This is a genomic window from Streptomyces siamensis (assembly GCF_039543605.1).
In the GTDB taxonomy this organism is placed as follows: Bacteria; Actinomycetota; Actinomycetes; order Streptomycetales; family Streptomycetaceae; genus Streptomyces; species Streptomyces siamensis.
Map to the genome: position 1 here is coordinate 1,155,056 of NZ_BAABKB010000002.1, position 14,459 is coordinate 1,169,514.

Here is a 14,459-nt window from a genome sequence, read left to right on the forward strand (position 1 = left end):
CGTAGGCACTGACCGGAGGTGGGGATCATGACGAACGGCGGGACGAGGACCACGCGCGGGGTGGCCGGCTGGGCCAGGACGGCGCGCAGTCCGTGGACGGTGGTCTGCGCGGTGGCGACGGTCGTCCTGGGGCCTGCGGCGGTCACCGCGTCCGCCCTGGACCAGGCGAACGCGGCACCGCTGCACCATGCCGTACGGGCCGAGCAGCGCCGGGCCTACCTTCCCCCGGAGACCGGACATCGACGCGCGGTGGCATAAGGGGAGGCGGAGACGCCCGGTGGCATGAGGAGAGGCGGACGCCCGGTGGCGGACAGGCCGCTGGACGGCCGTGACGGTGACACCGGGACGGCGGGCCGGCCGGCTGAGGCCGCGTCAGTCCCTGAAGCGGTCCCACAGCTTGGGGTAGCGCTCCGCGATGACCGCCTCGTTCTCGAAGTCGAGCGGCGTGCCCTCGGGTTCCGCGGCGGCGGGCGGGATGCCGAGGTCGGGCGCGACGGCGCCGGTGAGCTGCTCGTAGGCCTCGTCGGCCGAGTAGCCCAGCTCCTCGCCGTCGCCGTCGATCTCCTCGTCGAAGTCGTCCAGGAGGTCGGCGAGGGAGTCCGGGTCGTGCACCGCGCCCTCGAAGACCTCCCGGCCCTGGCCGATCAGCCAGCACCGGAAGAAGTCGAAGGCGTCGTCGCTGGCGCCGTCGAGCAGCACCCAGGCGGCACCCCACAGGTCCCAGCGGTACGCGCGGTTGTAGCGGGACTCGAAGTGCCGGGCGAAGTCCAGGACCAGATCGGGGTCCAACTGCACGAGCCGCTCGACGAGCAGGTCGGCCTGCTCCTCGGGGTCGCCCTCGGCGGCCGCACGGGTGGTGTCCACCAGCTCCCAGAACTCCGTCTCGTCCATCACGGGTCCAGCATCGGGCCTGGACGGGAGGGACGCACGTGGAGTGGAGCAGATTGTTATGCGTGCACATGCCGAAGGTAAAACCGCCGGGTTCATACGCATTTCAAGCGCATTTCAGGGGTGCTCCGCGGCGGGGGAGGGCCCGTCGGGGTCGACTCGCCCGTAGAGAGCGGCGAGCCGGGCCGCGTCCTTCGCGAAGCGGTCCCGCAGCGTCGCCGGCGAGAGCACCTCCACGTCCGGCCCGAGCCCCATGAGCTGCGTGCGGGCGACCTCCTCGGACTCGACGGGAAGCGTGACGGTCAGCCGGCCCTCTTCGTCGGGGGCGCCGCACTCCTCCAGGGCCTCCTTCGCCGAGGGGAGTCCGACGGCGTACGGCAGTCGTCGTACGCCGTCCGGGGACAGCCGCACGACGACCTCGGACCGCAGGATGGACCGGGCGAACTGCTCGGCCCGCTCGTCCCAGAACGCGCGCAGATCGAAGTCGTCCTCCCGCCGGAACCGCTCGTCGGCGGCGTCGACGCTGCTGAACCGGTCGATGCGGTACACCCGGAACGATCCCGCGTCGGGCACCCGCGCGCACACGTACCAGACACCCGCCTTGAGGACGAGACCGTACGGCTCCAGGGCGCGCCGCACCTCCTCCTCGCCGCGCCGGTACCGCGCCACGACGAGCCGGTCGTCCCAGACCGCCTCAGCCACCGCGGGCAGCAGCTCGGGCGTCTCGGGCTCGCTGAACCAGGCCGGCGCGTCCAGATGGAACCGCTGCGCCGCCGTGCGCGAGGCGTCCCGCAGGGACGGCAGCAGCGCCGCGGACACCTTCAGCCGGGCCGCCGACGCCGTGTCCTCCAGGCCCATCTCGCGCAGCGCCCCCGGCACCCCGCTCAGGAACAGTGCCTCCGCCTCGCTCCGCGCGAGTCCCGTCAGCCGTGTGCGGTAACCGCCGACCAGGCGGTAGCCCCCGGCGCGCCCGCGGTCCGCGTACACCGGGACGCCCGCCTCCGACAGCGCCTGCGCGTCGCGGGTGACCGTCCGCTCGGACACCTCCAGCTCCCGCGCCAGCTCGGCGGCGGTCATCGACGCCCGCGACTGGAGCAGCAGCACCATCCTGATCAGCCGGGCAGCGCGCATGGGTCCATGATGCCGGGCACCACTGACAACGGATCGGCGGGACGGGGGCCGGGAAACGCGCGGGGGCACGGCGACCGCCGTGCCCCCGCACCGGATCGCCGTGCCCCGCACCGGGTCACCCCGGGACTCTTCGGGTGCTACAGGCCGTAGCGCTCCCGGGCCTCCTTCACGGCCGACGCCTTGACCTCGCCGCGCCGCGCGAGCTGGGCGAGCGCCGCGACGACGATCGACTGGGCGTCCACCCCGAAGTGGCGGCGGGCCGCCTCACGGGTGTCGGACAGACCGAAGCCGTCGGCACCGAGCGAGGAGTAGTCCTGCTCGACCCACTGCGCGATCTGGTCCGGGACCTGGCGCATGTAGTCGGAGACCGCGAGGACCGGGCCCTCGGCACCCTGGAGCGCCTGGCGCACGAAGGGCACCCGCTCCTCGCCGCGCAGCAGCGCCGCGTCGGCCTCCAGCGCGTCGCGCCGCAGCTCGGTCCAGGAGGTCGCGGACCACACGTCGGCGGCCACGCCCCACTCCTCGGCGAGCAGCTTCTGGGCGTCGAGCGTCCAGTGGATCGCCGTGCCGGAGCCCAGCAGCTGGATGCGCGGGGCGTTCGCGACGGGGGACAGGCCCGCCGACTCGGCCGTGTTGAAGCGGTACAGGCCCTTGACGATGCCCTCGTCGATGCCGAGGCCGGCCGGCTTGGCCGGCTGCGGGATCGGCTCGTTGTAGACCGTCAGGTAGTAGAAGACGTTCGGGTCCTCGCCCGGGGCGGCCTCGCCGTACATCCGGCGCAGACCGTCCTTGACGATCGTCGCGACCTCGTAGGCGAACGCCGGGTCGTACGTCAGCGCGGCGGGGTTGGTGGCCGCGATGACGGGGGAGTGACCATCGGCGTGCTGGAGGCCCTCGCCCGTCAGCGTCGTCCGGCCGGCCGTGGCGCCGACCAGGAAGCCGCGGCCGAGCTGGTCGCCGAGCTGCCACATCTGGTCGGCCGTGCGCTGCCAGCCGAACATCGAGTAGAAGATGTAGAAGGGGATCATCGCCTCGCCGTGCGTGGCGTACGCGGTGGACGCGGCGATGAAGTCCGCCATGGAGCCGGCCTCGGTGATCCCCTCGTTGAGGATCTGGCCGTCCTTGGCCTCCTTGTAGTACATCAGCTGGTCGCGGTCGACCGGCTCGTACGTCTGGCCCTTGGGCGAGTAGATGCCGAGGGACGGGAAGAGGCTCTCCATGCCGAAGGTGCGCGCCTCGTCCGGGACGATCGGCACCCAGCGCCTGCCGGTCTCCTTGTCGCGGACCAGGTCCTTGACCAGGCGGACGAACGCCATCGTCGTCGCCACGTTCTGCGAGCCGGAGCCCTTGTCGAAGGACGCGAACGTCTTGTCGGCGGGGGCGGGCAGCGGGGCCAGCGGGTGCGTGCGGCGGGCCGGGGCCGGGCCGCCGAGGGCCGCGCGGCGCTCCTGGAGGTAACGGACCTCGGGGGCGTCGGCGCCGGGGTGGCCGTAGGGAACCTGGCCGTCGACGAACCGGCTGTCGGGGATGGGCAGTTCGAGCAGGTCACGCATCTGCTTGAACTCGTCCGTCGTCAGCTTCTTCATCTGGTGGTTGGCGTTCTTGGACGCGAAGCCGTTGCCGAGCGTGAAGCCCTTGACCGTCTGGGCGAGGATCACGGTCGGCGCGCCCTTGTGGGCCAGGGCCGCCTTGTAGGCCGCGTACACCTTGCGCGACTCGTGACCACCGCGGGAGAGGTGGAAGCACTCCAGGATCTTGTCGTCGCCGATCAGCTTCGCCATCTCGACGAGCGCCGGGTCGGCGCCGAAGAAGTCCTGGCGGATGTAGGCGGCGTCGCGGGTCTGGTACGTCTGCACCTGCGCGTCGGGTACCTCGCGCAGCCGGCGTACGAGCGCGCCGGTGGTGTCGAGCCGGAACAGCTCGTCCCAGGCCGAGCCCCACAGCGACTTGACCACGTTCCAGCCGGCGCCGCGGAACTGGGCCTCCAGCTCCTGCACGATCTTGAAGTTGGCGCGGACCGGGCCGTCGAGGCGCTGGAGGTTGCAGTTGATGACGAAGGTGAGGTTGTCGAGGCCTTCGCGCGAGGCCAGCGCGAGTGCCGCCGTCGACTCGGGCTCGTCCATCTCGCCGTCGCCGAGGAACGCCCACACGTGGGACTGCGAGACGTCCTTGATGCCGCGGCTGGTGAGGTAGCGGTTGAAGCGCGCCTGGTAGATGGCCGACAGCGGGCCGAGGCCCATGGAGACCGTCGGGAACTCCCACAGCCAGGGCAGGCGGCGCGGGTGCGGGTACGACGGCAGACCGTTGCCCCCGGCCTCCTGGCGGAAGTTGTCGAGGTGCTGCTCGGTCAGCCGGCCGTCGAGGAAGGCGCGGGCGTAGATGCCGGGGGAGGCGTGGCCCTGGATGTAGAGCTGGTCGCCGGACCCGTCGGCCTCCTTGCCCTTGAAGAAGTGGTTGAAGCCAGTCTCGTAGAGCCAGGCGGCGGAGGCGAAGGTGGCGATGTGGCCGCCGACGCCGTGCTTGCTGCCGCGGGACACCATCGCGGCCGCGTTCCAGCGGTTCCACGCGGTGATCCGGCGCTCCATCTCCTCGTCGCCGTCCACGACGGGCTCGGCGGCGGTGGGGATGGTGTTGACGTAGTCGGTCTCGAGCAGCTTGGGCAGCGCCAGACCGTTGCCCTCGGCACGCTCCAGGGTGCGCCGCATCAGGTACGCGGCACGGTGCGGCCCGGCTGCCTTGGCGACGGCGTCCAGGGAGGCCTGCCATTCGGCGGTCTCCTCCGGGTCGCGGTCGGGGAGCTGGTCGAGCTCGCTGGGCTGGATCGCGGTGGGGTCGGTCATTGCGCCGCCTTCCGGATGCGGAGGGGGGTTCCCTCGTCGGTAAGGGGTTTTCGGGGGTGCCCTTGGTCTTTGGCAGGACAGGGCGGCGGGCTCTTGTAGGAGCCCGACGTGACTCTAACTCCCTGATCGATGATCGATCAAAGGGTTGAAGGGGAAAACCGCTTCAGACCGGGAAAGTCGGCACGGGGTGCCTTCGCGCCAGGCACGCGGTGCCTTGAAATCGAAGGTTTTCGCAGGTGGAACGACGTCTGAGCACGCGAGCGCTCCGCTGTTCAGGGCCTCGGCGCGCAGCCCAGCACATGCGCCTTCACGAGGTCGGCGATCAGCGGGTCACGGCGCCGGAAGGCGTCCACGAGAGCCTCGTGCTCCTCCGCGTACGACTGCTGGACCGTCCCGAGCCAGCGGATGGACAGGGCCGTGAAGACCTCGATGCCCAGGCCCTCCCAGGTGTGCAGAAGGACGGAGTTGCCCGCGGCGCGCACCAGTTCACGGTGGAAGGCCACCGTGTGACGGACCTGTCCGGCGCTGTCCGACAGCCGGTCGGCCTCGTACAGCGCCGTGACGTGCGGCTCCAGCGCCGAGCAGTCCTCGGCGAGCCGCTCGGCCGCCAGCTCCGCCGCGATGGCCTCCAGACCCGCCCGCACCGGGTAGCTCTCCTCCAGGTCGGCGGCGGTCAGGTTCCGCACCCGGACGCCCTTGTTCGGCGCCGACTCGATCAGCCGCAGCGACTCCAGCTCCCGCAGCGCCTCCCGCACCGGCGTCTGGCTGACCTCCAGCTCCGTCGCGATCCGCCGCTCCACGATCCGCTCGCCCGGCTTCCAGCGCCCGCTCACGATCCCCTCCACGATGTGCTCGCGGATCTGTTCGCGCAGCGAGTGGACGACGGGCGCGGTCATGAGGGCTCCTTCGGAGGCTCTGAATTCAATATTGCGGCCCGAGGGGCCTCGTTGGAGGGGCGGTGGCGGTGCGGTGGGCGGGCTCCGGTGCCGTTCGACGTTTAGACAATAAGGCCGCACCGCTGCCGGTGAGGGGCGCTCGGGGGCGCTTTCGTGCAGGTGAGACGAGACTTACACGCTGTCAGAGCGTCCACGCCTGTAAAGACCCGTACCGGCTGGTGCCCGGACCCGTCACGTCCGTGTCACCCGGAGAACCCACGAGGCCCCGTCCGCAGTGGCGAGGGGCAGAGGGGTCGCCGCCGTCGGCACCCCCGCCAGGTCAGGGGGACGTCATGAAGGGTCGGGTACGCGCACTTCGCTGGGCGGTCGTGGCAGCGGCGGCAGCGGCGCTCGTGGGCACGGCGACCGGCTGCCGGCCGATGGACACGGGCGCCGCCGCCCCGTCCGGCGGTACCCGCACACCGGGCTCCCCGCCCGCCGCGGGGGCCGCCGGACAGCCCGCGGGACCCGGCGGAGCCTGCGTGTTCGTCAAGCCCGACGGCGCGCAGAAGTTCGGTCACACCGGCTGGGGCTTCCGCGTCACCGGGACCGACCGCTGGGAGTACGGCGCGGTCGAGAACCCGAGCAACGCCCTTTACACCCCGCCCGGCGGCGACATCGGGGCCTGGCACGCGCAGGGCTCCTACGCCCGGATGCTCAGCGACATGTCCCGCGACGCCCACTACCCCGGTACGTCCTCGCACCCCTACAGCCGGTACCGCTGCACCGCCTCGCCGGCCGCTGACGTCGCCGCGGCGCGCGCGATGATCCGCACGGTGGAGGGCCGCGGCTTCCTCGTCGGCGTCGACCCCGCCACGGGGGAGCTCGGCTCACGGGACTGCCTGGACGCCACGTACGACGTGCTGAAGGCCTACCGGGCGCGGCATTTGACGCCCGCCTACCGGACGGAGATCCCCAACGTGTGGGTGGAGACGCTGGTGCTGTGGACCGACGAGGAACTGACGCCCCGCTAGGCCACCGCTAGGCCCTGTCCCGTCCGACTCCGCAAACACGCCGCCCCCGCCCGGAGTCCCGGACGGGGGCGGCGCGCTGGCGCGGGTGAGGACTACAGGCCGAGCTCGACCTCGAACTCGCCCGCCTCCAGGATCGCCTTGACCGCGGTCAGGTAACGGGCCGCGTCGGCGCCGTCCACCAGACGGTGGTCGTAGGACAGGGTCAGGTACGTCATGTCGCGGACGCCGATGACCGTGCCCTCCTCCGTCTCGATGACGGCCGGACGCTTGACCGTGGCACCGATGCCCAGGATCGCGACCTGGTTCGGCGGCACGATGATCGTGTCGAACAGCGCGCCGCGCGAGCCGGTGTTGGAGATGGTGAACGTCGCGCCGGACAGCTCGTCCGGGGTGATCTTGTTGGCGCGGACCTTGCCCGCCAGGTCCGCCGTGGCCTTGGCGATGCCGGCGATGTTCAGGTCGCCCGCACCCTTGATGACCGGGGTCATCAGGCCCTTCTCGGAGTCCACCGCGATACCGATGTTCTCGGAGTCGAAGTAGCTGATCGTGCCCTCGGCCTCGTTGATCCGGGCGTTGATGACCGGGTGGGCCTTCAGCGCCTGGGCCGCCGCCTTCACGAAGAACGGCATCGGGGAGAGCTTGACGCCCTCGCGGGCCGCGAAGGAGTCCTTCGCCTGCGCGCGGAGCTTCATCAGGCGGGTGATGTCGACCTCGACGACCGAGGACAGCTGGGCCTGCTCGTGCAGGGCCTTCACCATGTTGTCGCCGATGACCTTGCGGATGCGAGGCATCTTGACGGTCTGGCCGCGCAGCGGCGAGACCTCCAGGGCCGGAGCCTTCTTGGCGGCCGGCGCCGCGGCGGCGGGAGCCGGAGCGGCAGCGGCGGCCTTCGCGGCCTCAGCGGCGGCGATGACGTCCTGCTTGCGGATACGACCGCCGACGCCGGTGCCCTTGACGGAGGCCAGGTCGACGCCGTTCTCGGCGGCGAGCTTGCGCACCAGCGGGGTCACGTACGCACCCTCGTCGGTGGCCTGGGCGGCCGGAGCCGGGGTGACCGGGGCGGGTGCGGCGACCGGCGCGGGAGCCGGAGCGGCGGGCGCGGCCGGAGCCGGGGCCGCGGGCTGGACCGGAGCCGGGGCGGCGGCGGCCGGGGCCGGAGCAGCGGGAGCCGGAGCCGGAGCGGCGGGGGCGGGCGCCGGGGCGGCCGGAGCCGCGGGCGCGGCGGCGGCGGGAGCGGCACCGGGCGCACCGATGACGGCGAGCTTGGCGCCGACCTCGGCGGTCTCGTCCTCGCCGACCACGATCTCCAGCAGGACGCCGGCGACCGGCGCGGGGATCTCGGTGTCGACCTTGTCGGTGGAGACCTCGAGCAGCGGCTCGTCCTCCGCGACCTCCTCGCCGACCTGCTTCAGCCAGCGGGTGACGGTGCCCTCGGTGACCGACTCGCCCAGCGCGGGCAGCACGACGTCGGTGCCGGAAGCGCTGCCGGCCGGGGCAGCGGCAGGGGCGGGGGCGGCGGGCGCCGGAGCCGCGGGGGCCTCGGCGACCGGAGCCGGGGCGGCGGCCGCCTCGGCGGCGGCCGGGGCGGGGGCGGCGGCGGGCGCGCCCGTGCCGTCGTCGATGACGGCCAGCTCGGCGCCGACCTCGACCGTCTCGTCCTCGGCGACCTTGATGGACGCCAGCACACCGGCGGCGGGGGAGGGGATCTCGGTGTCGACCTTGTCGGTCGACACCTCCAGCAGCGGCTCGTCGGCCTCGACGCGCTCGCCCTCGGCCTTCAGCCAGCGGGTGACAGTGCCCTCGGTGACGCTCTCACCGAGCGCCGGAAGGGTTACGGAAACCGCCATGGTTTCTGTTGCTCCTTACGATGGGATCTCCCCGGTCCGAGCGGAGTCGAGTGCCCGGGGAGGGTGCGGAAGTCTGTGGTCGTCGCGCCCAGGTGCGACGCGGTGACTGAGATCGGCGCGAGCCGGATCAGTCGTGCGAGTGCAGGGGCTTGCCCGCGAGGGCCAGGTGGGCCTCGCCCATTGCCTCGTTCTGCGTCGGGTGGGCGTGGATGAGCTGCGCCACCTCGGCGGGCAGCGCCTCCCAGTTGTAGATCAGCTGGGCTTCGCCGACCTGCTCGCCCATACGGTCGCCGACCATGTGGACGCCGACCACGGCACCGTCCTTCACCTGGACGAGCTTGATCTCGCCCGCGGTGTTCAGGATCTTGCTCTTGCCGTTGCCCGCGAGGTTGTACTTCAGGGCGACGACCTTGTCCGCACCGTAGATCTCCTTGGCCTTGGCCTCGGTGATACCGACGGAGGCGACCTCCGGGTGGCAGTACGTCACCCGCGGCACGCCGTCGTAGTCGATCGGAACGGTCTTCAGACCGGCCAGACGCTCCGCCACCAGGATGCCCTCGGCGAAGCCGACGTGCGCGAGCTGGAGCGTGGGGACCAGGTCACCGACGGCGGAGATCGTCGGGACGTTCGTCCGCATGTACTCGTCGACCAGGACGTAGCCGCGGTCCATCGCGACGCCCTGCTCCTCGTAGCCGAGACCGGCCGAGACCGGGCCGCGGCCGACGGCGACGAGCAGGACCTCGGCCTCGAACTCCTTGCCGTCGGCGAGGGTGACCTTGACACCGTTCTGGGTGTACTCGGCCTTCGAGAAGAAGGTGCCCAGGTTGAACTTGATGCCGCGCTTGCGGAACGCGCGCTCAAGAAGCTTGGAGGAGTTCTCGTCCTCGACCGGGACGAGGTGCTTGAGGCCCTCGATGACCGTCACGTCGGTGCCGAAGGACTTCCACGCCGAGGCGAACTCGACGCCGATGACGCCGCCGCCGAGCACGATCGCGGACTGCGGGACGCGGTCCAGGACCAGCGCGTGGTCGGAGGAGATGATGCGGTTGCCGTCGATCTCCAGGCCGGGCAGCGACTTCGGCACGGAGCCGGTCGCCAGCAGCACGTGGCGGCCCTGGATGCGCTGGCCGTTCACGTCGACCGACGTCGGGGAGGACAGCCGGCCCTCACCCTCGATGTAGGTGACCTTGCGGGAGGCGATCAGCCCCTGAAGGCCCTTGTACAGGCCGGAGATCACGCCGTCCTTGTACTTGTGGACGGCCGCCACGTCGATGCCCTCGAAGGTGGCCTTGACGCCGAACTGCTCGCTCTCGCGGGCCTGGTCGGCGACCTCGCCGGCGTGCAGCAGGGCCTTGGTGGGGATGCACCCACGGTGCAGGCAGGTACCGCCGACCTTGTCCTTCTCGATCAGGGCGACGTCCAGGCCCAGCTGCGCTCCGCGCAGCGCCGCGGCGTAACCGCCGCTACCGCCGCCGAGGATCACTAGGTCGAAAACGGTGCTGGCGTCGTTCGCCACGTCACGTCCTCCATGCATGTGCGCCGTACGCCGGGCACCTTTGTCCCTTGCGGGTGGTTGACCGGTCGGTCGGCTGGTGTCCGGCCGCTCTTTCTTCGGCCCTGTGGTGGGGGCCCTGTCCTGCCGAGAACCCATCTTTGCACTTGTCGAGGGCGAGCGAGACGCCGGGCCGGTCTCTCGGACGTCTGATCCATCACGTCGACGGGGTCCGGGTGCACCAGAACCTGCGGATTTCGTCGAGGGCGAAACCCTCGTGCGGCCGAACGGACGGCCCCGGGGCGGCGACGCCCCGGGGCCGTGCACGGGCAGGGGCCTCAGCCCAGGTCGCCCGCCGCCGTCAGCTCGGCGAGCCGGACCAGGGTGCGGACCGCGGAACCGGTGCCGCCCTTGGGGGTGTAGCCGAACGGGCCCGCCTCGTTGAACGCCGGGCCGGCGATGTCGAGGTGCGCCCAGGTGATGCCCTCGCCGATGAACTCGCGCAGGAACAGACCGGCGACCAGGCCACCGCCCATGCGCTCGCCCATGTTGGCGATGTCGGCGGTCGGGGAGTCCATGCCCTTGCGCAGGTGCTCGGGCAGCGGCATCGGCCAGGACTCCTCGCCGACCTCCTCGGCGGCCTCGACGATCGAGCCGCGGAACGCGTCGTCGTTGGCCATCACGCCGAAGGTGCGGCTGCCCAGGGCCAGCACCATCGCGCCGGTCAGGGTCGCCACGTCGACGATCGCGTCCGGCTTGTCCTCCGACGCCTTCCACAGCGCGTCGGCGAGGACCAGCCGGCCCTCGGCGTCCGTGTTGAGGACCTCGACGGTCTTGCCGCTGTACATGCGCAGCACGTCACCCGGGCGGGTGGCGGAACCGGAGGGCATGTTCTCGGCCAGCGCGAGCCAGCCCGTGACGTTGACCTCCAGGCCCAGACGCGCGGCGGCGACCACGGCGGCGAAGACCGCCGCGGCACCGCTCATGTCGCACTTCATCGTCTCGTTGTGGCCGGCCGGCTTGAGGGAGATGCCGCCCGAGTCGTAGGTGATGCCCTTGCCGACGAAGGCCAGGGACTTCTTCGCCTTGGGGGAGGTGTACGACAGCTTCACCAGGCGGGGAGCGGCGGCCGAGCCCGCGCCGACGCCGAGGATGCCGCCGTAGCCGCCCTTCGCCAGAGCCTTCTCGTCGAGCACCTGCACCTTGATGCCGTGCTCCTTGCCGGCCGCGGTGGCGACCGCGGCGAAGGCCTCCGGAGTGAGGTCGTTCGGCGGGGTGTTGATGAGGTCGCGGGCGCGGTTGAGCTCCTCGGTGACGGCGGTGGCGCGCGCGACGGCCGCCTTGTACGCCGCGTCGCGGGGCTTGCCGCCGAGCAGGGCGACCTCGGCCAGCGGGGCCTTGCCGTTCTTGGCGGCGCTGCCGCCCCGGCCCGTCTCCTTGTACGCGTCGAAGGCGTAGGCGCCCAGGCGGGCACCCTCGGCGACGGCACCCGCGTCGGCGGCGTCCGCGACCGGCAGGGCGAACGCGGCCTTCTTGGCCCCGGCGAGGGCGCGGGCGGCGACACCGGCGGCGCGGCGCAGCGCCTCGGCGGAGAACGACTCGTCCTTCTCCGGGACCGCTCCCAGGCCCACGGCCACTACGACGGGGGCCTTGAAACCGGAGGGTGCGGGCAGCTTGGTCACCTCGCCCTCGGCACCGGTGGCGCCGAGGGTCTCCAGGATCGCGGCGAGCCCGCCGTCGTACGCCTTGTCCACGGCCTCGGCGCCCGGTGCGACGACCGGGCCCTTGGGGCCCTTCGCGACACCGACGACGATCGCGTCGGCCCGCAGACCGGACGCTGCGGCGGTGCTGAGAGTGAGAGCAGTCACGGTGGTGAAATCTCGCTTCCGTTGAAGTTGCTGTGGCCGAGTGGGGTTGGGTCGACCGGGCCCGACGGCTGACCCTAGAACCGGCCTGAGGGGCGGTCCTTGCCGGGGCCCTCGAAGGGACGGGCAAGTTCCCGGGACGAGCCTACGCTCGGGGCCGGGTTTCGCTCATTCCTGCGGACGTTCACCGTCTGGTGGCGCAGCGGCCGGTTCTCGTCCCTCACTCCCGGTGTCCTGAGACACACTCATCGTGTTCTCGTGAGCGCAATGCTCACGTCTTCGCATCATTTCCACGGATTCTCCTCGGTCTCGACCAAACGGCCGAAAGAGGATCTTTCGAGGGGGAGGGACAACACATGGCGCAGAGTGCGCACCGAAGGAGAAACGCGGCCGCCGTCGTGGCGGCCACCGGACTGCTCGCGCTGGGACTGGGGGCTCCCGGCGCCGCCGCGGCCACCACACCGCGCATCGACCTCAAGGTCCTGGTCGTCGACAACGGCGGCGGCCAGGTCGGAGCCATCGCGGCCGAGCTGAAGAACACCGGCATCCCGTACACCACGGTCGACCTGGCCGACACGGGCCGCCCGACCATCGACGCGGCCTTCCTGAGCGACACCGTGAACGGGACGCCGCGGGCCAAGTACCAGGCCGTCGTCCTGCCGAACGAGGCGCCGTTCGGCCCGGGCTCCGCCGAGCAGACGGCCCTGGAGGCCTACGAGAAGACGTACGGGATCCCTCAGGTCGACGCCTACACCTGGGCGCACCCCGAGGTCGGGCTCGACTACACCGACCAGAACGGCGGCTGGTCCGGCGTGCTCGACGGCGTGCGGACCCAGGTCACCACCGCCGGCCGGTCGGGCCCCTTCGGCTACCTCGACGGACCGCTGACCTTCGAGGACAACGACCCGGCGGTGCAGGAGAGTTACGGCTACGCCGCCCATCCGCGGGAGGGCTTCACCAGCTATCTGGACGCGCCCGGCGGCGGCAGCATGCTCGGCGAGTACGCGCACGACGGGCGCCGCGAGCTCGTGGTGACCTTCGCGTACAACCAGTACCAGCAGCAGTTCAAGGTCCTCGCCCGCGGCATCGTCGAATGGCTCACCCAGGGCGTGCACCTCGGGCAGAGCCGCAACTACTTCTCCGTCCACGTCGACGACGTCTTCGCGCCCGACGCCCGCTGGGACACCGGGCGGAACTGCACCCCCGGCGACATCGACTGCGTGGGCGGCGGCGAGGAGACCGCGCCGATCCGGATGACCGCGGACGACGCCGCCTACGCCGCCCAGTGGCAGCAGAGCAGCGGCTTCACGCTCGACATGGTGTTCAACGCGGGCTCCGGCGAGGAGTGGAAGACCGAGAACGGCGGGACCGACCCGCTCGCGGCGAAACTGCTCGCCGACAAGGCCAAGTACCGCTGGGTGAACCACACCTACACCCACAAGTTCCTCGGCTGCGTCCAGGACACCACGACCGTGCCGTGGACCTGCGCCAAGAACGCGAACGGCTCGATCCAGTACATGAGCCGCTCCGACATCTCGGCGGAGATCCGAAACAACTACAACTGGGCCGTCGGCAAGGGACTCCCCGTCGACCGCACCGAACTGGTCACCGGTGAGCACTCGGGCCTGAAGACGCTGCCCCAGCAGCCGGCCGACAACCCGAACCTCGCCGGCGCCCTCGCCGACAACGGCATCAAGTGGACCGGGTCCGACAACTCCCGCGAGCCCGCGCAGCGCGCGGTCGGCAGCGCGCTGACCGTGCCCCGCTACCCGATGAACGTGTACTACAACGTCGGCACGGCGGCCGAGATGGCCGACGAGTACAACTGGATCTACACGTCCAAGGCCGACGGCGGCAGCGGCATCTGCGAGAACAACGCCACGTCCACCTGTCTGCCGGCACCGCTCGACACCGCCACCGGCTACGCCTCGTACATCGTCCCGCAGGAGGCCCGCATCGCGCTCGGGCACGCCATCGGCAACGACCCGCGCCCGCACTACGTCCACCAGTCCAACCTGGCCGAGGGCCGGATCCTGTACCCGGTCCTGGACAAGGTCCTCGACGGCTACAAGGCGATCTACGCCGACAACTCCCCGCTGGAGAACCCCCGCCAGAGCGCCGTCGGCACCGAACTCCAGCGCCGGGCGGCCTGGCAGACCGCGGTCGCGAACGGCCGCGTCACCGCCTACCGGATCGGCACCACCGTCACCGTCACCGCTCCGTCCGGGACCCAGATCCCGGTGACGGCGCCCGAGGGGACCAAGAAGCAACTCCTCATCGGCACCACCGCGTTCGGGACGTCGTACGGGGGCAAGCGCTCGGCCTGGACCACGCCGGAGCTGCTGCAGTCCGCTCTCAAGCTCACCCTGCCCTCCGCCTAGGACGGCAGCTCACCCGCACGACGCGCACCCCGGCCGGAGCGGCCGGGGTGCGCTCCGAGCGGTGATCAGGGGGTCTGGGGGCGACAGTTCCCCCGGAACGAACAGG

10 protein-coding genes are annotated in these 14,459 nt (G+C 71.6%); 3 read left to right on the forward strand and 7 right to left on the reverse strand.

The window, feature by feature from the left end:
- The first annotated feature begins 27 nt into the window (after positions 1–27).
- On the forward strand, positions 28–258 hold the full coding sequence (locus tag ABEB03_RS07845) for a hypothetical protein (protein WP_345643366.1): 231 nt from the start codon (positions 28–30) through the stop codon (positions 256–258).
- Positions 259–372: 114 nt separating this feature from the next.
- Here the strand turns inward: ABEB03_RS07845 and ABEB03_RS07850 are convergent, their stop codons facing one another.
- From ABEB03_RS07850 to ABEB03_RS07865, 4 genes are all read right to left on the reverse strand, one after another.
- Positions 373–891 (reverse strand): DUF4240 domain-containing protein, encoded by a 519-nt coding sequence (locus ABEB03_RS07850; protein WP_028805180.1) that lies wholly within the window; start codon positions 889–891, stop codon positions 373–375.
- Between the two features lie 114 nt (positions 892–1,005).
- Positions 1,006–2,019, reverse strand: a complete 1,014-nt coding sequence (locus tag ABEB03_RS07855; protein WP_345643369.1) for a helix-turn-helix transcriptional regulator — start codon at positions 2,017–2,019, stop codon at positions 1,006–1,008.
- Positions 2,020–2,156: 137 nt separating this feature from the next.
- Positions 2,157–4,859, reverse strand: a complete 2,703-nt coding sequence (gene aceE / locus ABEB03_RS07860) for a pyruvate dehydrogenase (acetyl-transferring), homodimeric type (protein WP_345643372.1) — start codon at positions 4,857–4,859, stop codon at positions 2,157–2,159.
- Between the two features lie 272 nt (positions 4,860–5,131).
- Positions 5,132–5,755: a GntR family transcriptional regulator gene (locus ABEB03_RS07865; RefSeq protein WP_028805183.1), complete on the reverse strand. Its 624-nt coding sequence runs from the start codon at positions 5,753–5,755 to the stop codon at positions 5,132–5,134.
- A 332-nt stretch (positions 5,756–6,087) separates the two neighbouring features.
- Between ABEB03_RS07865 and ABEB03_RS07870 the strand changes: the two genes are divergently transcribed.
- Positions 6,088–6,768 carry a hypothetical protein gene (locus tag ABEB03_RS07870; RefSeq protein WP_345643378.1) on the forward strand — a complete coding sequence of 227 codons (681 nt, stop codon included), beginning with the start codon at positions 6,088–6,090 and terminating at the stop codon, positions 6,766–6,768.
- A 92-nt stretch (positions 6,769–6,860) separates the two neighbouring features.
- Here the strand turns inward: ABEB03_RS07870 and sucB are convergent, their stop codons facing one another.
- The 3 genes from sucB to ABEB03_RS07885 form a co-directional block, all read right to left on the reverse strand.
- Positions 6,861–8,615, reverse strand: coding sequence for a 2-oxoglutarate dehydrogenase, E2 component, dihydrolipoamide succinyltransferase (gene sucB, locus ABEB03_RS07875; RefSeq protein WP_345643381.1), 1,755 nt, complete (start codon positions 8,613–8,615; stop codon positions 6,861–6,863).
- A 127-nt stretch (positions 8,616–8,742) separates the two neighbouring features.
- Entirely contained in the window at positions 8,743–10,131 is a 1,389-nt protein-coding gene (gene lpdA, locus ABEB03_RS07880) for a dihydrolipoyl dehydrogenase (protein WP_345643384.1), read from the reverse strand.
- Between the two features lie 314 nt (positions 10,132–10,445).
- Complete coding sequence (locus ABEB03_RS07885; protein WP_345643387.1) at positions 10,446–11,975, reverse strand: leucyl aminopeptidase; 1,530 nt, start codon at positions 11,973–11,975, stop codon at positions 10,446–10,448.
- A 353-nt stretch (positions 11,976–12,328) separates the two neighbouring features.
- Between ABEB03_RS07885 and ABEB03_RS07890 the strand changes: the two genes are divergently transcribed.
- The gene (locus ABEB03_RS07890; protein WP_345643390.1) at positions 12,329–14,353 is read left to right on the forward strand and encodes a hypothetical protein; all 2,025 of its coding nucleotides are present in this window, start codon (positions 12,329–12,331) and stop codon (positions 14,351–14,353) included.
- Positions 14,354–14,459 lie beyond the last annotated feature (106 nt).